Raw genomic sequence first — 21,194 nt, 5'->3', positions numbered from 1 at the left:
CAATTTCGGCTGCAATTGCCGCTTTTGGCCTGCGCCTTTGCGCCGCTCAACTTACAGTCTCCGTCGAGAATACCTCTTCCCAACACCTGAGGGGACACCGCATTGCGGTTTCCCCTCGTTTCGCGTCGCTTCGGCTCGGCTTCAAAATCAGCAATTTCGCCATGAAAGCCTTATGTCGGACAGGCTCCTAGGCACTTTGGCACTTTAAAGGTTTTCTTTATCGGTTGCCGCGGCGAGTTTGTAAATATTTGTGTATTTTTGTATTTTTTCCAGGAGACCGGCTTTTTTTACCGGTTTAAGAAGGTAATCCGTGTAGCCCGCATCCAGGCATTCCTTGATTTTCAAGGGGTCGTCATGCGCGCTAAAGGCCACCACCGGCACCGTTTTTCCGGCTGCCGTCTTCCGGAGTTCCCTTACCGCGGTCAGGCCGTCCATCACGGGCATTTCTATGTCCATCAGCACCAGCGAAAAAATATTCTGCCCCATCATTTCCAGGGCCTCTTTTCCGTCCAGTGCCCGGTAAAGGCGCAGCCCGGTTTCCGCCTTGAGGTACAGCTCCATCAGCGCCAGATTGTCAGGGTTATCGTCGACAACCAGGACTTTGCGCCTGGTATCCAGCCACCTCTCAAGCGCCTCATAAAGCACATTTTTCTTCAGCGGCTTGGTTATATGGGCGTTCATGCCGAAGGAAAGCGATTTCGTAATATCGCTCTCCCGGCTGTACGCCGTAAGAGCAATGATAGGAGTCGTCCTGTAGGCCTCGGTCTTGCGCAGCTGGAAAGCGGCCTCATGGCCGTCCATTTCCGGCATTTGTATGTCCATGAAAACCAGGTCATAGTTAAAGGCGGCGCATTTTTTAAGCGCCTCCCGGCCATTGGCCGCTACATCCAGCTTATAGCCGGCCCTTCCCAGCATTACCCGGGCCAGGTTCTGCGTATCCACGTCATCCTCAACCACCAGTATGCGCAGGTGTGAATAGTCGCGTTGAGGCGCCGCCGCGCCTGCCGAATCTTCTTGGGGAATGGCCGGCCGGAAAACCTTGAGGATCGCGTTAAAAAGGACGGAGCGGATTATTGGCTTTGAAAGGAAAACGGCCACCGCCGGCTTCACGCTTTCAGGAATGGTATCCACCCTGGAGGAGAGCATCATTATTTTAGCCTTCCCCGACGAGCCGCTGCCATAGGCCTCGGCTATAAACTGATCGCCGTTCCCGCCCGGCATCTGGTGATCCACAACCAGCAGGTCGAATTTCCCCGCGCTTTTAAGGGCTTCAAGGGCTTCGGCGACGCTCCTGGCCGAAACCGTGCTGAAGCCCCAAAGCGACATATTTTGGACCAGTATTTCCAGACTGTCCGTGTTGTCGTCCACCAGCAGCGCGCGCATGCCGGAGAAGGATACATGGTCAGGCCGCCTGGGGCCCGCCGGCGCCTTCTCGTAGGGCAGCCGGAAACTGAAGACGGATCCCTTCCCCTCAGCGCTCTCAAGGGACATCTCCCCGCCCATCATTTCCACAAGCGCCTTTGAAATAGCCAGGCCAAGTCCCGTGCCTCCGTACCTGCGCGTGCTGGAATCTTCCACCTGGATAAACTTGTTGAAAAGTTTTTTCTGGTTCTCCGCGGAGATGCCTACGCCGGTGTCAGCCACCGAGAACACCAGCCCGCCGGAGGCCCCGCCATTCATGAACTCGGCGCTTATCTTTATCTGGCCCGTGAAGGTGAACTTGAAGGCGTTGCCCACCAGGTTTATCAATATCTGGCGCAGGCGGTTCCCGTCGCCGAGAACGGCGGCCGGCATATCCGGGGAAACATTCAAAACCAGCTCCAGCCCCTTGACGGCGGAGCGCTGGGCGAACATTTCCGCCACGCTTTCGGCCACCTCTCTCGGGTCATACGGCTCCTTCTCTGTTTTAAGCAGGCCCGCCTCTATCTTGGAGATGTCCAGTACGTCGTTTATTATGTAAAGCAGGGCGTCGGCTGAACGCTGTATGGTATGCAGCTGCCGCTTTTGATATTCGTCCAGGCGGCTGTCCAGCAGAATTTCCGACCAGCCTATAATGGAATTCATGGGCGTGCGGATCTCATGGCTCATGTTGGCCAGAAACTCGCTCTTGGCGGCGTTGGCCTTCTCGGCTTTGGCGGACATGTCATTGGCCCGCTTTGTGGACTCTTCGAGCCGGCGGTTGGTCTCCAGGAGTTTCTCCTCCACACGCTTGCGCTCGGTAATGTCGCGGGCAATGGATACCGTCTGGGCTGGTTGCCCCTCCGCGTCCCGGATAATTTCAACATTCGCCTCCATGTCGAAAACGCTTCCGTCCGCGCGCAGCACACGGTAGTCAATCGGGCCCGGTTTTTTGCCTTGAAGCGTAAGGGCAACATTTGCGGCCGCGCGTTCCCTGTCCTCGGGGACGATGAAATCTGTGAACAAATGACCCAGCAATTCCTCTTCCCTTTCGCGGCCGAACATGGTCACGGTCCCTGGCGAAACCATCAGGATGCGGCTCTCAAGATCCGTGGTCACAATGGCGTCGGGAGAGGCGTTGATGATAGATTGAAACCGTTCCTCGCTCGCGCGCAACTGCTCGCGCCGGAGATGCTCTTCGGTCACATCGCGGAATACCAGCACAGCGCCGATAACGACGCCGGCTGCGTCCTGGATGGGCGCGCAGCTGTCGGCGATCCGGTATTGCGCGCCGTTCCGGCTGATGAGCATGCTGTGCTCGGCCAGCGCCACTATGACGTTCTCGCGCAGAGCCCGCTCCACCGGGTTGTCCGCCGCAACGCGGGTCTTGGCGTGAACGACGCGGAAAACCTCTTCTACGGGGCGGCCCATTGCCGAAGCCGTGGTCCAGCCGGTCAGATGTTCGGCCACGCGATTGAGATTCGTGACCAGGCCCGCGGCGTCCGTGGAGATAACCCCGTCGCCGATCGAGCGCAGGGTGGACGACAGGCGGCGTTCGCTCTCAAGTATTATTTTCTGTCCGGCCTGTTCCCTGTAGCGGAGAATAAGGTAAAACACGCCGTAAAGCAGGCCCGCCGCCATCAGGATAAGTTTCAGCGCCAGGTATTCCCTGGCATTGACAGGGGCAAGCATTGTGTCCTGGTCGATCTTGGTTATAACCGCCCAGTTCGAGTTTTCAACAGGGCTTACGGCGCTGAAAACTTTTACGCTCCGGTAATCTACGCCCTCAAAAAAACCAGAATAGCCTTCTTTAAGGGCTTTCGCTATCGGCAAATCCGTGTCTGAAAGCGGGAACTTTAACTTCAGGGCCGAGCCCTTGCTGTAGTCGAGCTCGTTTAAGTAAAGGGCGTTTTCCCCTTCTTTCCGGATCAGCATGGTTTCAGCGGTTTTAAAGAACAGCGGCGCCGCTTTCAGCAGGGGATAAAATTCAATTTCCGGGTCTATATTTACAGCCAGCACGCACAAGGTTTTCCCGCCGCGCCCTTCGGCGGATATAGGGATGATTAGCGTCATGCGCGGGCGGCCGTTAGGGTTCAGATAAAGGTCGGTAAGCAGCACCGTTCCGGTGTGTGAAACATTCGCGATACCCTTTATAAAGTGTTTTTCAGTCCCGGCGGCGTAACTGGGGGTTGCCGTTATGACGGCACCCTTTGGCGACAGGAAAGCCAGCGAGGCGTACTGTTTTTGCGTCAAGTGCGCCTTAAACCAGGCGTTCAACTGTTCGCGCCTTGAACCGGGGTTTGATATTTCATCTGAAACTATTCCGCCTAAGATGGGGTTGCGGCTGAACTCTGCGGCCTCCCGGATATTTCCCGCGCGCCAGGCGGCGATCTGCGCGGCCTTGTAAGAGTTTATGGTTATAAAACTTTTGCTTATCTCCGTGGTCGCATCCCGGCGGTAACTGGCGGCGACAAAAAACCATATCCCCAGCGCCGCCGCCAGCGTAAGCAGCAAAGCGCCCGCCTCTTTACCGAAAAAACTGCCGTCAAAAGAGAACAGCGCGGTTATTTTTTTTATAAATGGACTTTTACTTATAGTCATTAAGAACCCCAACGCTTTCTATGCTTCTTCCTTGATTTGATTAGAGTGTAACAATTAAGAAACATAAAAACAAGCGTTCTTTACCATCTCAAAACTTGTCAGCATAAAGCCATAAAAGCCTTGCCCTAAAGGCCTATAAAGGCCTGGTCACTTTGCCTTCGCCCGCTTGGCACTTTGGAACCTTGCCGTCTTCTCCCTTTGTGCTAAACTATCGATGTGGCACAAACCACGAAGGGAGCAATGAAACTGACTTTTAAGAACATCCCGATTATCGCGGTACTTTTATCTTTTAGCGTATCCTGCTACGCCGGCGGCGGTAAAGACCTTCTTCCTGCGCTCAGGAGCCCCTCAAAGTCAGCCGAAATAAAAGCCGTGGCCGCAAGCGACCGCGAAGCCGCAGCCCTTCTTACCGCAGCTTTAAGGACCGACAAAGATTCAGATTCCCGCTGCGCGGCCATAGAAGCGCTGGTACCCAGCAGGAATGAGTCCGTTTCAAGAGAGCTGGTCGGCTTGCTGAGCGATCCCGACTCCTCGGTAAGGTCCTGCGCCATACGCGCAGCGGGCGAGTCAAAAAACGAATTGGCGGCCGCCGCGCTCCTCGCCAACATAGAACGCTACCAGGCCTCGGCCAGGAACATGGGTCCCTACGAGAACAACATAAAGGACCGCCTTAAGGCTATTGACTCTATCTGGTCTCTGGGCGAAATTGGCGACCCTGTGCTGATGGCCAAACTCTCCAAATTTTACGCCGGATCCGACGATGTAATAAGAATGAACCTTATAATCAGCATGGGCAAGCTGAAGAAAAATACGACAGCCGGTCCCTATATCGAGGCTATTGCGGCCTCCGCGAACGAATCGGAAGCGGTGCGCGCGACGGCCTTTGAAATGCTTGCGGAAATCGGCTGGAATACTTCCATAGCCAGTCTTGCCCCGTCAAAGTACGCCGGAATAGAAAAAGCGGACCTCATATATACCGGCGGAAAGGTAGGCACGATAGGCAGCTGGGGCAACGGCGACCTGCCCGTAGGCCACACCGGTATCTTTGCCGGCGCCGAAGTGAAGAACGGCAGGATAAACGTGATAATAATGGACTGTGTCCTCAACAGCGCAGTGCCCGGCGGCGTGCGCAATATTTACTCCTGGAAGAATTTCACCCATCAGTTCAAGTATCCTTACTACGGCAACCGGACGACTTCGCCCAAGCCCACCGCCGCGCAGCGGGACTCGATAGTAAAAATGGGCCTTGCCATGGGCAAAATGGGCCTAAAGTACGACAACACGCACTTATCGCAGAAGGGCCCCGTCGAATTCGACTGCGTGGGCTATACCGAGTACCTTTACGAAAAGGCCGGCCTTAACCCCACCGACAACTCTTATGAATCCGGCCTGGGCTGGCCGCTTACCCCCTGGGAACAGTTCGATTCTACAAGGCCCAACCTTCCACCCAGGGAAGTAATAATACAGGATAACAGAGCTTTAGTTCTGCCGCCGAAGGTCATTAAAGCTCCTGACCGGACCATAATAAAGCGGAACTTTGAAGCGCTTACCGGCGCCTTCGGCATAAAGGCCGTGCAGCCCGCTAACGTGAGCGCGGACATACAGCCTGAGGCCGCTAACTAAAAACGATTCCCCTGTAAAATAAAAAACGCCCCGTTCAGCGGGGCGTTTTTATTTGTGCTCGATTTTTTTTGACCTTAACTTCCCGCTGTGGTATGTCCGCAGAACGCGCAGAATTTCATGGAAGCGTCTATCCGTTGTCCGCACTTCACGCACCGGCGTTCGGTGACGGGCGGCGCGGGGGGGATTTCCGGCGGAGCGGCGGCGGGAACGTAGGCCATGAACGGTTCCGCAAGTTTCCAGATATTGTAGGCCATGTAACCGGCATACACAAGCGCGGTTATCTTGATAAGTGTCAGCAATTGGCTGTTGGTGATTATTTCCCCGGCCAGCGGCCCGACAATTATGAGGATCGATATCAAAATAGCCGCCAGAGAAATTTTTTCTGAAAGTTCCTGCGTCTTTGCCGGCGGCTGGGAGAATTTGGCCAGCCAGGCCGTCAGCTCTCCGTTTAGCGGCGGCTTCAGGCTGAAAAGTTTGTAAACAAGCACAATTCCGAGCCCCGCCTTAACGATCAATGAAAAGGTAAAGCGGCCGGAAATAGCGTCATTTGTCCCCATAAACCCTTCCACAAGGCCCGGCGCCACAAAGTAGCAGACGAGCAACATCCCCGGCGGAATCAGCTTAGGCTTCCATTCATTAAGCGTCATATATTTGATTGCAAGGAGCGGAAAGAAAATTTAAAAAACGCGCTGCGGCTCTTGCACCAGGTCCGTTATGGCCACCTGGCTTGAGTGCTCGGTTCTTCCCCATACCGCGTCGCGGCGAAGCAGCCCGCCCAGAATAACAGGCAGCCGTAAAACGCTCAGCACCGGCGTAAGGAAATAACCCGCGAATAAATTGAAATTAGCCCTCTCCATCGCCAACGCCGGGACCGGGTAAAGGATCAGGGGCAGCATTGCCATGGCTTTAGCGCCGGCAGCGGCGCCGGGCAGTTTGTGGTAAAGCCAAAAATAAAAAACGAAAGGATGGCGGGTAAGGAGCAGGAGGGTTCCGGTAACAATTATCAGCACGACCAGCTTGTAAACGCCTCCGCAGTAAAGCACTCCTTCAAAGGCCTTGAAATCCCTTTTTTTCAGCATCCTCAGACACAAGCCGTTAAAATGCCGCTTGGCGACATCCATTGAGCCCCGTGTCCAGCGGATATTTCTTTTCAGGTACTGCCTGATGGCGACAGGCTCCTCGTTATAAACCACGGCGCCCTCCGCCCAGGTTATGCGCACCCCGTGCCTTATAAGCCGCATCTGCATTTCAATGTCTTCAGTAAGACAGGTCTCGTCCCAGGCAAATTCCTCAGTGAGGCGTTTTGAAAAACACATGCCCTTGCCGTGCAGTGTCGCGGACAGGCCGCTCCTGTATTTTGGAAGCTGCAAAAGCCTGTTCATCAATATCTGGCTGGAGGAAAGGATCCTGGACAGCCAGCAATCCTCGTTTTTGGTAAGCTGCCGGCCCTGCACGGCCTCTTCCCCCATGGAAAGGTGGTCGTTCATCACGTTGAGAAAATCAGGATGCGCCAGCGAATCGGCGTCAAAGTAGCAGAAACCGTCATATTGCCCGGCCTTCAATATCTCGGATACCGCCCACTTGAGCGCGCGGCCCTTGCCCGGCCTTCTGTCGGGGCCGGAGTGGTCCAGAATACGGGCGCCCAGCCCTTTGGCTATCTCTCCCGTGGCGTCCGTGCAGTGGTCGGTAACCACGAACACGTCAAACAGCTCCCGGGGATAGTTTATTTTAAGAAGACTCTCCACCGAAAATTTAATTACTTTTTCTTCGTTGTAGGCGGGCAGGATAAGCGCGAAACGGAGTTTTTTAGCCGCGCGGGGGGGACTGGGAAGCCTGAAGAAGCCGCGGAAACTCAGAAGCAAGTAAAAAATGCCGATCAAAAAAAACAGGATTTGTGCCGAATTTGAACTAAAAGAAAGGTATGTCTGCCACATAGTCGATCCGCTTACAGCTCCGCGCGCTACACGGCCATTATATCATAAAACCGGAAAAATCCAGCTGCGGCGCCGCAGAAATATCCATTACTGTTTTCGGGTCAGGCGTTCAGGCTAAGAAAAGGGGGGGCTCCTCTCGGCGGAAAACGAATGATAACCGCCCTTGTATGTTTCCTGTCAGACCCAACCCCTTGAAATTCCCGGATTCCTCTGCTAAACTATTTCTACGGGTGAACTTTATTTTCCGGTCCTTAAATGTGGGCGCGGGGGATAAGGTCGTTGGTGCTGGGTTTGTTGCGGGGGTGGTTTTTATGGACATAAACTCAAATGACCGGAAAAAAATTCTAGTCGCCTTTGTCATCCTCTTCCTTGTGGTCGGCGGAGGAATTTTCACGTTTTTTGTTTTCCAGGGGCTGGGCGACCTTAAGGGCGGAAATAAGATGGAGTTGGTCTACGACTTCGCCAAGAGGACAGCCCTTCTGCCGATGTTCCAGTATTTCGGGCTGGAGGACGAGGAGAAGCACGCCGCTCCGATACGGGACAGGGGCATGAACATTGAGCTGTTCAAAAAACCGCAGGCGGATATTTCTGACTGGATGGCCAAGGGCGCGGCTTCGGGTGCGGGCCCAAATACTGACACTACAGGCGCCGCATCCGCGTTGATGTCCAAAGGGAGCCTGATAGGCGGTATGAGCGGTTTTGGCGGCGGTCAATCAGGCACGGGCGGCGGCGGTGGCGGCGGAGGCGGAAGCCAGACCACGGACAACGCCTCGTCATTCGGGTCCGGGGGGGGGGCCGGCAACGTAAATATATCCGGGGGGCAGTCGGGCGGGAAGGGGGGCCCCCAGGGCAAAGGCGGGGTTCTTGGCAGCTTAGCCGGTACACAGTCGTTAATGGGAGAAGGTTTGAGGTCCTCCTCCGCAATGTTCGCCAAATCCAAATGGGACCAGGCCTTCGGGGTGGGTTCTGCGGGTAAGAGCGAAGCTCTCGCCTACGCCAAAACCGGATTGGTGAACCTTGACACTATAAAGAGCGGCGAAATAGAAAACCTGAAAACCACCGGCGATATTAATACCCTGAAGCCCGCTCCGGTAAGAGACCTGGATGCTGAAAAACATGATGCCAATCTTGCAAAGATGAACGGCGCGGAGGGCAAGGACGCGGCCAAAGACGCGCTGACGGGCGCCGCAGGGCAGGTGAGTAAGCAGGCAGATCAAGGCGCGAAGGACGAAAAGACGGGGAAGACTGTGGATGTGCCTCCCCCTGAAGTAATAAAACTAGCTACCACCGAGCCTCCCGACGGGACCTTTTGCCCCAAGGGATGCGGCAAGGATGACGGATACTATAAAGATAATCCGCCGCCAAATCCGTCCTACTCGAAAGGCGAGGATGGAAAATGGTCCGCCACTTACGCGGGAAAGGACGCGCAGGGACAGACCTACAATGACAAGGTGCAGATCGACCCCGGAGGCAACCCGCCGGTGAAACCCTTAACTTCCTCCGTTATGATAGACGGAGTATGGACCAAATGCGAAGCCGGCACCAGCACGCCGGCAGACAGCGCGCCGGTGAATTAAGGGGCCCGTATATTTAATTCCTGTAAGATGTGTGTTGTTCGAAACGGATTGTGGTATTAGAGAATAAGCAATGAAGCTCCGCACAGTTCGCTGTGCGGAGCTTCATTGCTTCTTCATGGGACCATAGACCCGCCCGGCACTTTTTCTGAAAGAGCCAAAGTGCGTGGCCCGCCCCCGGCTGACGATCGAAACAATCAGTTTATCACACCTCCATCCGCCCGGACAGCAGCCGGGCGCGGAGAAAATTGGTAAAATTCTGCGCCTCACCCAAGGACGTGTTTATTCGCTGCGTAAACCGGCAAATGCTAAAATATCCGATATGGAATATCTAAAAGCTCTTGATTTAAAACTTTTTCATTTTCTCAATGCCGGTTTTGTAAATAAATTTTTTGACTTTCTCGCCCCCTTGCCTGAAAAGGGACTTTGGATCGCTGTCATGCTGGCCTCGCTTGCACTTATCTTTAGCCGTAACGCCCGCCGCAGACCGGCCGGGTTTGTGCTGCTGGCAGGATACCTCCTTGGCTTCTATGGCCTTGAATCGCTTAAAGGGTTCTTCCACCGGCTCCGCCCCTGCGTCGCGCTCCCGGACGCCCGGGTTCTTTTTATGGAAACCGGCCTCTCATTCCCGTCGGGGCATACCTGCGGGGCGTTCATGGCGGCGGTTTATTTAACCGCGGTATTCGGCAAAAAATCCGGGATCTGGCTTTTTACGGCGGCGGCGCTTGTCGGGCTGTCCCGGATTTATTGCGGAGTGCATTACCCCGCGGATGTAATTGCCGGCGCGGTTTTAGGCTCGGCTTTCGGATATTTGCTCGTTCTGGCCGAAAAAAGGATCCAGCTTTTGTTTTCAGCCGCCCGAAAAAATGCCAAGGCCTGATTTCTGGTTCGTTTACATATTGAAATGCGCCAACGGCGCGTTTTATACCGGCATAGCCAAAGATATCCCGGCCAGATTGAAAGCGCACAACAACGGAACCGGCGCTCGTTACACCCGCAGTTTCGGCCCGGTAAAGCTTGTCTGGAAAGAAAGGCGCACAACCAAGTCGCTGGCTTTAAAACGGGAAGCTTGGATAAAAAGCTTATCCAAGACGGACAAGACCGCGCTGGTCAAAAAGAAATCAGAAAACTTACCTGCAAGTCGCACTTCTAAATTGAATGTGCGGCGGAACCCAGTAGACCCAAAACGAACTAGGCCTTAATATCCCCCTAAAATAGGCACAAAGCCTCTATCTGAGATCGCGCGATTTGAATAAAATAATCCTAAGGCGAACCAAAGGACGGCGCGCCGCAGGAGATAAAAATGAGAATTTCGAACATAAAGAAAGAAGGTTACAGACTTGCTTTGGCGGTCATAATGCTGGGCTGCGCGAGCTCTTACGCTCAGTATGACGGGTTGCAGGACGTGACCAAATGGAAATCCCTCTTCGGCGCAACGCATAAAAAAATAGCCGTGGAAGCTCTTAAAAAGATAGACAAAAACCTGTATCCGGATATCGCTAAAGCCGCTTCCCTTCTGAAGGACGGTTCCGCCTCCGAAAACGGCCACCCCGATTTCTGGCATGACAACGGCGGCCTGCCGAAAGACCTGTGGGAAAATGGCGATGCGAAAAATTCCGGCGGCGTGCTGGGCAATTATAAAACTCTGAATACCGAAACCGCCTACCGCAACCTCGGTATCATCTGTCATTTGACGCAGGATATGGCGGTTCCGGCGCACGCGGCCAATATAGCCCATTTAATGTCGGAAGGTATGGAGGAATACGCCGACTACGACCCCACATTCGGCCCTGTGCCGGCCATTGACACTTCCAGGCAGCCGTACGAATATTATCAGGCGATGCAGGACGACACGCGCTCTCACCTTTCCTCATGGCGCAATCCTGATACCGGCATCCCATACTGGGTACCTTCTCCGTCCGCGCCCAGGTTCGGACAAGATGCCACCAAAGGGCCCGGCGGCGCCTACGGCGGCGGTCATGATACCTATTCAAGCTGGATTGATGACTCTGCTTATGGGGGGCAAGGAAACACGAACAACAGGAAGCTGGTGGCCAGGATCCCGGAAATATGCCGGGACAGGCTTGGAATGGCCGCCGGCTATACTATGGCTACGCTGGAATCCGCCTCCAAAAAGCTTCCTCCGCTGGTCAAAAACTTCGCAGTTTATCCCAATGTCGTTACTCCCGGAAGCAAAGTTGACATTTCCTTCATAGCGCTTGAAAATCGCAGCAGGAACGTGAAATGTTCCATAACCCTGACACCTATCGGCGGGCAGCCGCAAACGCTGTTAGTGGGCGATATAGTGTTAAACGATCCCACAACTGCCGGCTACTCCAGCGGCCCCGGCGGCGATTCAGGCAACAATACGCCGTCATCCGTTCCGGAAAATTATCTTTTCAACCGCAGCCTCAGCTTCAGCTGGAACGGGCTTTTGTCCGGCAAACCGCCGGCTGAAGGCTCCTACCTGGTGGAAGTTTTATTGACCGACGAGGACGGCAATACGATCCCCGCGGAAGTGAATACCGACTCCATGCGCGAGAACGACAGCAGGGCGGTCCTTTCCGTGGTGAAAACGCTCCCGCCGCCTCCAGCCCCTTCTTCTTTTGACACGAACGGAGGCTAAAGAAGAGGAGCTTTTTTAAAATGAGTCGGTAAAACCGCCGGGGAGCCCCGGCGGTTTTGCTTTAGGAATATTTGTTTGCCACTGGGCGGGTAAACATGGATGTGCCGATATTAAGGGTGGGGAAAAAATATTTTAAAGGGAGTCGGCGGATTTTCTGCGCGCTCCTTTGAGGGTTTAAGGCCGGAGGCTGGAGCAAATCCCTCCGGGACGGCGAGGATGTTTGAGCCTGAAAGCATTGCCTTTCAGGCGAGTTTCGGAGCCGGCGGAAACCCCCGGCCTTCTTCTTACAAAACCCGGTCCCGGAGCGCGCAGAGAATTTGCCGGCTCCCTTTCGCAATAGGCGTTCCCCGTACGCCTCCCGCCCGCGAAGAAAGAAGAGGTTTTATTGATTTTCCCGCTTGCATTTTGTAATCTTTCAGCAGGGGTATGTCTTCGCAGCGCAATTTCCTGCGGGGACGGACAAAAAATGCGAAAAATACGCGGCGGTTTTACTCTGATAGAACTGTTGGTCGTCGTGCTCATTATCGGCATCTTGGCCGCCACGGCCATCCCGCAGTATTTTAAAGTGGTTGAACGCGCCCGGGTGGCGGAAGCGCAAAGCATCTTCGCTGCCGTGAAGTCCGCCCAAGCGAGAGCCATGGCTAAGAACGGCAAATACACAAACAGCTGGAATGAACTGGACCTGGCCTTCACGGACTCCAGGGGCAGCACCTGTACAGGCGCCGGCGTCTGCGCCCAAAAGATATACACTTATATGCTGGATGAGGACGGCACTATCTACGCTACCAGGAACACCATCCCCACCCCGACGTCGGCTTACGGCGTATATACGCTGATATATGACATAAACAGCGGGGCCGTTACCTGCACTCAGGTGGACTGCATACTCGATCTGATCTAGAGGAATCAATGAACAAATCCATCATTTTGCTCGCAGCAGCCGTATTCCTGTGCGCCGGCTGTGAAAAATTCGCCGATACGATGGCCGCCCGCCAAAAGCTCTCTGCTGCGCAGGAGGCCGCGGCAAAGGCTCAGGCCAAGTTCGAGGCCAAGCTGGACGCCAGGGTGGTCGCGGTCAAGGCGGCAGGCAAATCCGGCAACGCGGGCTCGGCGCTGGCCGCCATGCTGTGTTCGTCCCCGAAGCTTATGGAAGATATAGAGGGTAATATGGACCTGCTTGAGGCTCTTTCCGGCGAGGGCGGGGACCGCGACGAGTTGAAGCGGCAGTTTATTAAATTCCGCAAACGTTACCGCACGGTGCTTGAAAAGGAGCTGCCCGCGCGCGGCGCCACCTATGAGGAGTTCTACCAATTTGCGCTGGGCCAGGCCACAGCGGAGCAGAAACAGGAATTCAAAACGCTTGTAAGTGAGAAATGCCCCCGCGGCGACAGGGCCCTGGTTGAAAAGACGGCCGGCGGCCTTATGCACTACTTTACGGCTGCTGTCCCAAAGTAAGCCGGGCGGAGCTCCCTGTCAATAAGCCCTTTTTTTTGTGTAGTACCACTCAAGCTGCATGGGGCTTGACTCTTCGTCCTTGTTTTCCCCGGTCAGCGCGCTTTCACCTTCGGCCTTGGACAGTATTTCTTTCAGCTTCCAGCAGCCTTCGTGCGGGCCGAAGGTCCAGTATTCGGTGAAAGGCATTACATTAATGTCTGAGTGCAATTCCGCCCCGTTTTGCAGCAGGCGTTTCTGGGCGTGGGCCGAAATCCTGGCCACAAATTCGCTTTCCTCCTTGTCCGCGCGGTTGTTTACCAGCACCAGCTCCACCTTGCGCACGCAGAGGTTGCGGAATTCAAAAGACATGCCTTCCTGCTTTTTTTTGAGCATCAGGGCCTTAAGGCTTTCAAGCATTTGCGGGAAAATGGCTTCTTTAGGCAGAGCTTCGGGGTCGCCCTTGGACCAGGCCGCGTAAATGGCAAGAAAGGCAACGCTTACCTCCACTTCCATCTTAGCGGGGTCCCACATCTTGTCCGATGCCCCGAGGAAATTCAGCATCCTCTCTATTTTTACGCCCTTATCGGCGGCCTGAGGATTCAGCCACGGGCCGGCGGGCCCCTGGTTGGCGGCGGTTTTGCCGTAAACCTGAGCTTTCATGCCGTCCGTGAACTGCTCAAAAAAATCCTCTCTTGTAAGTTCGCCCGATTCCGCCGTCTGCTCTATAACGCACAAAAGCCATTTCCCGCCCAAATAGTGGAATGTCCAGAATTCCTGGAATTGTTCCGGCCGGGAATCGCCCCTGATAAAGCTGTTGTCCGTGTCGTCTATATAGTAGTCTCTGGCCTGCGCGGTTATCAGCGCCGTGAAAAACCTTGACTCTTCCTGTATTGTGTAGCGGACGCCCACGATGTCCACGGCCAGCACTTTCAGATCATCCATAACATTTATCTCATGGTCGCGGCGCATGATCTCTATCTGCGTCAGGTGGCTGGCGTAAAGGTTCGGCGTCAGCATGGCCTGCATGGGCGAGTACTCGCGGTTCTGCCAGCACAGCTGCATGGCCTCAAAAGTTTTCCGGGCAGTTTCCTTAAGCAGGTCCTGAGCCATATCTTTATCCTGCCGGGAAATAAATTCAAGCAGCTGCGCGGTTTTTTGCGCCTTCGGCTCTATGGCCGCGCGGGGGAAAAGCTGGTCAAGATTTTCTTCTTCATCATTGCCATCGTCGGTTTGTTTGCGGATGAATATCACCAGCAGGCCGAGACCCACCATTAGCATCCAGGTAGAATCTTCGTCCTTGCTTGAGCCTCCGTAATGGCCGGAACTATGGTAACCGCCGCCAAAGCCCTTGTTATGCGCTATAAAGCCGTCGGCTATAAAAGTGTGCGGTTCCTCAACGGCCAGATTATAAACTTTTTCGGGTTTTTTTGAAATTACCGCCGATTTAATTTTTGTCCAGGCAACAGCCGCGCCGGAATAAACGGCTATCTCCGAGCCGGGACGCAGCTCTCCGGCCGGCTTGAAGCCGTCCCGCGCAAGCAGCGGGTGTTCAAGGGTGGTATTAAGCGTTCCCCTGCCGGTTTCAAGCGTGAGCACTTCGCTGTCCTTCGCAAATACTTCTTTTACGGCTGTTTTAACCAGCCTCGCACTTTTGGTTCGCATGCCAGCGTTTATAGACATAGTTTCGTCAACAACTGGTTGCTTTTTGTCCCAAAAGAGCTGGGTAAACCCCGCAGTGTCAAAGGCGTAAACGATGTCGCCTTTAGCCAGTTTCTCGATCGGCTTTGAGCCTTCCGGGGCGCTTATCAGGGTTCCGGCCGGAAAACAGCCTCCGCCTCCGCCGCCCTTGTTGTGTACGGCCGCGAAATTGGCGAAAAAGGTATTCGGGCTGTCGGTTTTTAAATTATAAACTTTGGCCTTGGCCCGCACACGCTTTATTGAAATTATTTCAGACGGGGACATTCCTTTGCCGTCGTAAATAAAAATTTTGTCGCCTTGTTTGAGAGCTTCTACTGTTTTAAAGGTGCCGTCCCCAACGTAGAAAGGATGTTCGGCCGTGGCGCGCACAGTTACGCGCGGGGTGGTTATTTCAAAATATTCATCCGCGTCGGCAGTTATTATTTCTCTTACTTCCGCATGGACTATTGCGCCGTTCTCGTTAAAGGCCAGCACTTTGTCGCCTTTTTTTATTTCCGAGACGGCGGTTTCGGCCCCGTCGGCTTTAAGTATGCGCGTGTCCGGCAGGAAACAGCCTTTGTTATGAACAAGAACGCTCCCGGCAAAATACTTCCCTCCAGGGAACACAAGCAGATCGTATGCGGCGGTTCCGGCGGAAACTTCCCGCACGGCCTCAACTGCGCATTTTTGCGGCCGGCCTTCTTTCATGGCGTAAACCGGGGTTCCCGGCTTTAAAGTCCGCGCTTCAATAAAAACTCCGGGCGCGGTCATAAACGGATGCTGCGGCGTCACGCGCAGAGTTTTGCCGCACGTTTTAACCTCAATAAATTTCTCCGGTTTTACCTCATAGACGGCTTTAACGGATGACGGAGTAGTTTTGCTTCCGTCGGAGCTTAACACCCGGTCGCCGGGGCGCAGCGTTTCTATGGCGGAGGCCCCTTTTGGAGTTAAAACGGGCGTGCCTTTTTCAAAACAGCCGCCGCCGCCCCTTGCCCAGGCGGAAACGGCCATAGAGGCCAGTATAGCCGATAATGTTAAATTCCTCAGCAGGAATTTGGAGGGCTGAAGGCTGAGGGCTGAAGGCTGAGGAGGGAAGATGAAAGCCGGATTATCCATATGCCGTTTCAAGTAAAAAATATTCAATTGCGGTTGTCTAATGCAGCGCCGCTATAATACCGCCAAGCACCGCCGCGGCTATAATGATGCTCACCCCAAGTATGCCGGCAGATACTATGCGGCCGAAATATTCCGCCACTGCGCGGTTGCCGCGTATTATCTCCTTGCCTTCGTCTATGGCGGGGGTGAGGCGGTCAAAGATCTTAGGCAGCTTGGTCGCGAAAGTTATAAGAAGGAACACCCCCACAAGTCCGCCCACCAGCGAAAATACGAGCGCCCACAAAACATTGATAAGAGTTTCAGACATTCCAGCCTCCGTTCAGCCGCTAAAAATGCGCGGCCTCTTCTATGGTTTGTAAAGTGTATATCTTTTCAGCGGATAAATCCATTTTTTTAAGCCATGGAAATTCAACTCCGTCCATTGATGCGCTCCCGATTTGTGACCGCATACAGAAAATCTCCGGTTTTCTCAATGCGCAATACCTTTGCGGAAGTAAGCGTTTTGCAAAGTTACCACGGAAAATAGTAAAATCATAATACAGTGCTTTGCCGGAGAAGTCCTTGACTTTTTACGGCTCCCATACGGGAGCCCTTCTTCTTCCCTCTAGATTCGGGACAAAGTTGCGGGATATCCGTCGGCTACTTTTATGATAACTTTGCGCAATATTCACAAGTCTTTCGGCCAGCAGACGCTCTTTGAGGACGCCTCGCTGCAGATAAACGACGGCGAGCGTTTCGCGCTGGTGGGGCCTAACGGCGCGGGCAAATCCACGCTTTTCAAAATGATGCTCCGCGAAGAGGAAGTGGACGACGGAGAGATACAGTTTAAAAGAGGCGCCGTGGCGGGCTATCTGCCGCAGGAAAACGCGCCGGTCTCGGAGCGCACCGTTTTGGAAGAAACGCTGGAAGGGCTGGACGCTTTTGACAGCCGGCTTGAGGCCGAGGCCAAAGCCATACTTATGGGCTTGGGTTTTAAGGTTTCGGATTTTAACAGGATAGTCAACACTTTAAGCGGCGGCTGGGCCATGCGGGTAGCTATGGCGCATCTGCTGATCAGAAAGCCCGACCTGCTGCTTTTGGACGAGCCTACCAACCATCTGGACCTGGATTCGCTGCTCTGGCTTCAGGATTATCTCGCGTATTACCCCGGCGCCGTGCTCGTCATTTCGCACGACAGGGCGTTCATAAACACGGTTTGCAGCGCTATAGTTTCCCTGCAGGATAAAACCTTAAAGGTCTATCACGGCGACTACGAATATTTTCTGGCTCAGCGGGAAATGGAAAAGGAAAAGCTGCTGTCCGCCTGGAAGCAGCAGCAGGAAGAAATAGCGGATATGGAGGATTTTATAGCCAGGAACCGCGTGCGCTACTCCACGGCTTCCCGGGTGCAGAGCATGATAAAACGCCTTGACAAGCTTGAGCGCATAGAGCTGCCCGTTGAGACTAAGACCGTTAAAATAAGATTTCCGCAGCCGAACCGCACCGGCGCCAAATCGCTTGAGCTTAAAAATGTCAACAAGATATACGCAGTGCCCGGACACGAGCCGATAAAAGTGTATGAGAATTTCAATTTTGAACTGCAAAGGGGCCAGAAGACGGCTTTCGTGGGGCATAACGGCGCAGGTAAATCCACGCTTTTGAAACTGCTCGCGGGCGTGGTGAAGCCCGACAGCGGCGAAATAGTTACGGGGCTTAATGTCAAAACCGGATATTTTTCCCAGCACCGGGAGGGAATGCTTGACCCCCGGAGAACCGTTCTGCAGGAAGCCATGGACAATGACAGGTTTAACTCCGAGCTTATGGTCAGGACGGTGCTTGGCACTTTTCTGTTCCCCGGCGACAATGTGTTTAAAAAATGCGCCGTGCTGAGCGGCGGGGAAAAAAGCCGCCTGAGCCTGGTAAAACTGCTGCTGGACCCGCCCAATGTGCTTTTGATGGACGAGCCGACAACCCACTTGGATATGCCCAGCGTGGAAGCGCTCGTGGGCGCGCTGAAAGAATTCGAAGGCACGCTATGCTTTATAAGCCACGACCTTTACTTTATCAACGCTTTGGCCGATCACGTGGCCCATATTGAACAGGGAAAGGTGACCATGTATCCGGGCAATTACGATTATTTCCATTACCGGCAGGAGCAGATGCGGGCCGAGGCGGAGGAGATTCCCGCCGTGCCTGTTCCCGCGCCACTGCAGGTTTTTAGCCCTTCGGAAAAGCGCTCCGACTCGCAGAAGGAAGAGCGGCGGCTGAAAAAACTTCAGGACCAAAAAGCCCGTAAGGCGGAAAAACTCAGTGAAGAGATATCGCTGATACGGAAAAACATAGAAACGCTCGCCGCCAGGCTTTCGGAGCCTGAAATACACGCGGATTACGAGCGGGTAAAATCCATGGGCGGCGAGATAACGGCGCTTGAAGAAGCGGCCGCGGCCAAAACCGCCGAGCTGGAGAATATATAAGTTTTAAGGTGCTACTTTAGGTAGACAGGATTCAGAAGTCAGAATTCAGAATGGCGGAAACTACTTATAGCTGACACCCACATTCTGGCTTCTGTATTCTGACTTCTGACTACTGGAACATCTACGATTTCAACAAGAGGACAACCATCGCTTATGCCAAAACTTGACAACCAGCCCCGCAGGCACGACCTGCGCAACATCGCAATTATCGCACATGTGGACCACGGCAAAACCACGCTTTTAGACGCCATGCTGCGCCAGACCGGCTCCTTCCACGACAAGGCGGGCGAGGAAAGAATCTGCATAATGGATTCAAACGACCTGGAGCGCGAGCGCGGCATTACCATACTCTCAAAAAACACCTCCGTCAAATACGGCGATACCACTATCCATATAGTGGACACGCCGGGCCACGCCGACTTCGGCAGCGAGGTCGAGCGCGTGCTCAGAATGGTGGACGGGGTTCTGCTGCTTGTGGACGCGCTTGACGGGCCGATGCCGCAAACGCGCTTCGTGCTGAAAAAATCGCTCACGCTCGGCCTGAAGCCCATAGTGGTGATAAATAAAATTGACCGCCTGAACTGCGACCCACACGCCGTTCTGGACAAGGTGTTCGCGCTTTTTATGGAATTGGGCGCCACCGACTCACAGTTGGATTTTCCCATAGTCTACGCCTGCGGCCGTGAAGGCTGGGCCACCATGGACGCGAAAGTAAAAGGTCCCGATCTGAAGCCGCTCTTTGAAGCCATAATCAAACATGTCCCCGGACCGCTTGAAAAAGACAGCGAGCCTTTAAGGATGCTGGTGACCATGCTTGACTACAGCTCATACACCGGCAGAATAGGCATCGGCCGGATTTTTCAGGGGACGGTTTCGGCGGGTCAGCAGGTTTCGCTTGCTTCGCCCATCTCCGAGCCCAGGACCAGGAAAGTAATGCAGGTAGTGGGATTCAGCGGGCTTTTACGGGTGCAGCTCGCGTCCGCCCGGTCCGGCGATATTGTGGCGCTTGCGGGACTGGAAGGGATAGAAGTAGGGGACACCGTCTCTTCCACCGACGCGCCGGGTTTTTTGCCGGGGCTTGAAATAGAACTTCCCACGCTTTCCATGGGATTTTTCGCAAATGACGGCCCGTTCGCCGGCCGCGACGGAAAATTTGTGACCATCACGCAGCTGCGCGATCGCCTTTTAAGGGAGCAGGAAAGCAATGTGGGGCTGAAAGTGGTGGAAATACCGGGCGAAAGCGGGTTCAAGGTCTCGGGCAGAGGCGAACTGCACCTGTCCATACTTCTTGAAACCATGCGCCGCGAAGGCTACGAGCTTTGCGTATCAAAAATGGTGGTTATCACCCACGAGGAAAACGGCGTTACAGTGGAGCCGGTGGAATACCTGGTGCTTGACTCTCCTTCCCAGTTCCAGGGGCCGATAATGGAATCCATGGGTGCGCGCGGCGCGCAGATGAAGGACATGGTGGTAGGCAACGACGGGCGCGTGAGATTTGAGTATGTCATCTCGTCACGGGCGCTTATCGGCTTCAAGTCGGAGTTTATGACCATGACCAGAGGCGCGGGCCTTATGCATCATAGTTTTTATGGTTTTCAGCCGGAGGGCAATTTCCAGCCGCCCAAAAGGAACGGCGTTTTTATAGCTAAAGAAACGGGTAAAACGGCCGGTTACGCCCTGAACAGCCTGCAGGACCACGGCGCGATGTTCGTTGTTCCGGCGCAGGATGTCTATATGGGCCAGATAGTGGGGGAAAATTCCCGCGGCAACGATCTGGTGGTAAACCCCTGCAAAGAAAAAAAGCAGACCAATATGCGTTCTTCCACCTCCGACCTTTCAATAGTGCTCACGCCTGCGCGCGAGATGACGCTTGAGCAGACCATTGAGTATGTTGAGGAAGACGAATTTGTGGAAATAACGCCGCATAACCTGCGCCTGCGCAAGAAAGTTCTGGACCACAGCCTCCGTAAACGCGGAGACAAGGAATTTATCTAGCCCGAATTCCGCAGTCGGAATTCGGAGGGATGAGGGATGAAGAATGAGGGATGAGGGTTTAGGGTTGAAAAGATATTTACTATTGTTTTTCGCGGCCGCGCTTTGCGCCTGCGCTTCTTCGCCGGATAAAGCATTTAAGCCGAAAGAGCATGCCCTTTATCTCAGCGATGCGCAGCTTAATGACCGGCAGTTCGAACCGGCCCCGGCTCCCGGCTCGGAAATAGACAAGGCGGACATGGTTGCGCTGCACGAATGGCAGGTAACACGAACGCCGGAGCAATGCGCCAAGGCGGCCTTGGAAGCGTATGCCGGTTTTAGCGAATTTTTCGGCGATATCACTCCTTTCGTCAAGCCTATGCCGGCCGAGGCGGACGCTTTCTTTGTGCAGGTTCATTCGGACACTGACGCGGCGGTGGGTGTGCTTAAAAAACGCAATGGGCGCGAACGCCCTTTCCTGCGGGACGCTTCCCTGGACCCCTGCCTTGGCCGAATAGGCGGTCTGTCCTATCCCAGCGGCCACGCGACTATTTCCCGCGTTTACGCGCTTATACTTTCGGAACTCGCGCCGGAGCGGAGGGCGCAATTCCTTTCCAGGGCCGACGAGATGGCGCTTGACCGCGTGATAGGCGGAGTTCACTATACCTCCGACATTGAGGCGGGTAAAAAGTTCGGCGACATCCTTTACGCTGATCTTATGCGCAATCCGGCTTTTCGCGCGAAAATAGACAAAATGCGCGCCTATCTCGCCAAATAGCGCTTTCAC

The 21,194-nt window shown here is 54.3% G+C and carries 14 protein-coding genes and 2 pseudogenes; 10 read left to right on the top strand and 6 right to left on the bottom strand.

The window, feature by feature from the left end:
* Positions 1-204: 204 nt before the first annotated feature.
* A complete protein-coding gene (locus NTX59_12765; GenBank protein MCX5786547.1) occupies positions 205-3,999 on the bottom strand; it encodes a response regulator in 3,795 nt (1,264 codons plus the stop codon).
* Positions 4,000-4,239: 240 nt separating this feature from the next.
* On the opposite strand from NTX59_12765, the gene NTX59_12760 reads away from it, so the two are divergent.
* Positions 4,240-5,622, top strand: coding sequence for a HEAT repeat domain-containing protein (locus NTX59_12760; protein MCX5786546.1), 1,383 nt, complete (start codon positions 4,240-4,242; stop codon positions 5,620-5,622).
* A 74-nt stretch (positions 5,623-5,696) separates the two neighbouring features.
* Here the strand turns inward: NTX59_12760 and NTX59_12755 are convergent, their stop codons facing one another.
* Positions 5,697-6,269 carry a zinc ribbon domain-containing protein gene (locus tag NTX59_12755; protein MCX5786545.1) on the bottom strand — a complete coding sequence of 191 codons (573 nt, stop codon included), beginning with the start codon at positions 6,267-6,269 and terminating at the stop codon, positions 5,697-5,699.
* A 30-nt stretch (positions 6,270-6,299) separates the two neighbouring features.
* Positions 6,300-7,556 (bottom strand): glycosyltransferase family 2 protein, encoded by a 1,257-nt coding sequence (locus NTX59_12750; protein MCX5786544.1) that lies wholly within the window; start codon positions 7,554-7,556, stop codon positions 6,300-6,302.
* 311 nt (positions 7,557-7,867) lie between these two features.
* On the opposite strand from NTX59_12750, the gene NTX59_12745 reads away from it, so the two are divergent.
* The 6 genes and pseudogenes from NTX59_12745 to NTX59_12720 all read left to right on the top strand — a co-directional run bounded on the left by NTX59_12745 (position 7,868) and on the right by NTX59_12720 (position 13,211).
* Positions 7,868-9,133 (top strand): hypothetical protein, encoded by a 1,266-nt coding sequence (locus NTX59_12745; protein ID MCX5786543.1) that lies wholly within the window; start codon positions 7,868-7,870, stop codon positions 9,131-9,133.
* A gap of 319 nt (positions 9,134-9,452) precedes the next feature.
* Positions 9,453-10,010 (top strand): phosphatase PAP2 family protein, encoded by a 558-nt coding sequence (locus NTX59_12740; GenBank protein MCX5786542.1) that lies wholly within the window; start codon positions 9,453-9,455, stop codon positions 10,008-10,010.
* Positions 9,997-10,251, top strand: a pseudogene (locus NTX59_12735) (GIY-YIG nuclease family protein). Before NTX59_12740 ends, NTX59_12735 begins: the two are co-directional and overlap by 14 nt.
* A gap of 182 nt (positions 10,252-10,433) precedes the next feature.
* Positions 10,434-11,756, top strand: coding sequence for a hypothetical protein (locus NTX59_12730; GenBank protein ID MCX5786541.1), 1,323 nt, complete (start codon positions 10,434-10,436; stop codon positions 11,754-11,756).
* A gap of 466 nt (positions 11,757-12,222) precedes the next feature.
* Positions 12,223-12,315, top strand: a pseudogene (locus NTX59_12725) (prepilin-type N-terminal cleavage/methylation domain-containing protein).
* 350 nt (positions 12,316-12,665) lie between these two features.
* Positions 12,666-13,211 (top strand): hypothetical protein, encoded by a 546-nt coding sequence (locus tag NTX59_12720; protein MCX5786540.1) that lies wholly within the window; start codon positions 12,666-12,668, stop codon positions 13,209-13,211.
* 18 nt (positions 13,212-13,229) lie between these two features.
* Here the strand turns inward: NTX59_12720 and NTX59_12715 are convergent, their stop codons facing one another.
* The 3 genes from NTX59_12715 to NTX59_12705 are packed head-to-tail and all read right to left on the bottom strand — an operon-like array spanning position 13,230 to position 16,432.
* Positions 13,230-15,983: a polymorphic toxin-type HINT domain-containing protein gene (locus NTX59_12715; GenBank protein ID MCX5786539.1), complete on the bottom strand. Its 2,754-nt coding sequence runs from the start codon at positions 15,981-15,983 to the stop codon at positions 13,230-13,232.
* A gap of 37 nt (positions 15,984-16,020) precedes the next feature.
* Positions 16,021-16,290 (bottom strand): hypothetical protein, encoded by a 270-nt coding sequence (locus NTX59_12710; GenBank protein ID MCX5786538.1) that lies wholly within the window; start codon positions 16,288-16,290, stop codon positions 16,021-16,023.
* Positions 16,291-16,309: 19 nt separating this feature from the next.
* Entirely contained in the window at positions 16,310-16,432 is a 123-nt protein-coding gene (locus NTX59_12705; GenBank protein MCX5786537.1) for a hypothetical protein, read from the bottom strand.
* A 198-nt stretch (positions 16,433-16,630) separates the two neighbouring features.
* On the opposite strand from NTX59_12705, the gene NTX59_12700 reads away from it, so the two are divergent.
* From NTX59_12700 to NTX59_12690, 3 genes are all read left to right on the top strand, one after another.
* Positions 16,631-18,436 (top strand): ATP-binding cassette domain-containing protein, encoded by a 1,806-nt coding sequence (locus NTX59_12700; GenBank protein MCX5786536.1) that lies wholly within the window; start codon positions 16,631-16,633, stop codon positions 18,434-18,436.
* A 153-nt stretch (positions 18,437-18,589) separates the two neighbouring features.
* The gene (gene typA, locus NTX59_12695; protein MCX5786535.1) at positions 18,590-20,431 is read left to right on the top strand and encodes a translational GTPase TypA; all 1,842 of its coding nucleotides are present in this window, start codon (positions 18,590-18,592) and stop codon (positions 20,429-20,431) included.
* Positions 20,432-20,495: 64 nt separating this feature from the next.
* Positions 20,496-21,185: a phosphatase PAP2 family protein gene (locus NTX59_12690; GenBank protein ID MCX5786534.1), complete on the top strand. Its 690-nt coding sequence runs from the start codon at positions 20,496-20,498 to the stop codon at positions 21,183-21,185.
* Positions 21,186-21,194: the final 9 nt, after the last annotated feature.

This window comes from Elusimicrobiota bacterium, from assembly GCA_026388155.1.
Lineage (GTDB): Bacteria > Elusimicrobiota > Elusimicrobia > Elusimicrobiales > UBA9959 > UBA9634.
Note: the sequence above shows the minus strand (reverse complement) of the source record. Positions and strands in the feature narration are given on the sequence as shown.

What these genes read in the sequence shown, in the direction of transcription:
- NTX59_12765 (MCX5786547.1), bottom strand. Translation starts at nt 3,999, where the DNA reads ATGACTATAAGTAAAAGTCCATTTATAAAAAAAATAACCGCGCTGTTC.
- NTX59_12760 (MCX5786546.1), top strand. Translation starts at nt 4,240, where the DNA reads ATGAAACTGACTTTTAAGAACATCCCGATTATCGCGGTACTTTTATCT.
- NTX59_12755 (MCX5786545.1), bottom strand. Translation starts at nt 6,269, where the DNA reads ATGACGCTTAATGAATGGAAGCCTAAGCTGATTCCGCCGGGGATGTTG.
- NTX59_12750 (MCX5786544.1), bottom strand. Translation starts at nt 7,556, where the DNA reads ATGTGGCAGACATACCTTTCTTTTAGTTCAAATTCGGCACAAATCCTG.
- NTX59_12745 (MCX5786543.1), top strand. Translation starts at nt 7,868, where the DNA reads ATGGACATAAACTCAAATGACCGGAAAAAAATTCTAGTCGCCTTTGTC.
- NTX59_12740 (MCX5786542.1), top strand. Translation starts at nt 9,453, where the DNA reads ATGGAATATCTAAAAGCTCTTGATTTAAAACTTTTTCATTTTCTCAAT.
- NTX59_12730 (MCX5786541.1), top strand. Translation starts at nt 10,434, where the DNA reads ATGAGAATTTCGAACATAAAGAAAGAAGGTTACAGACTTGCTTTGGCG.
- NTX59_12720 (MCX5786540.1), top strand. Translation starts at nt 12,666, where the DNA reads ATGAACAAATCCATCATTTTGCTCGCAGCAGCCGTATTCCTGTGCGCC.
- NTX59_12715 (MCX5786539.1), bottom strand. Translation starts at nt 15,983, where the DNA reads ATGGATAATCCGGCTTTCATCTTCCCTCCTCAGCCTTCAGCCCTCAGC.
- NTX59_12710 (MCX5786538.1), bottom strand. Translation starts at nt 16,290, where the DNA reads ATGTCTGAAACTCTTATCAATGTTTTGTGGGCGCTCGTATTTTCGCTG.
- NTX59_12705 (MCX5786537.1), bottom strand. Translation starts at nt 16,432, where the DNA reads ATGCGGTCACAAATCGGGAGCGCATCAATGGACGGAGTTGAATTTCCA.
- NTX59_12700 (MCX5786536.1), top strand. Translation starts at nt 16,631, where the DNA reads ATGATAACTTTGCGCAATATTCACAAGTCTTTCGGCCAGCAGACGCTC.
- typA (MCX5786535.1), top strand. Translation starts at nt 18,590, where the DNA reads ATGCCAAAACTTGACAACCAGCCCCGCAGGCACGACCTGCGCAACATC.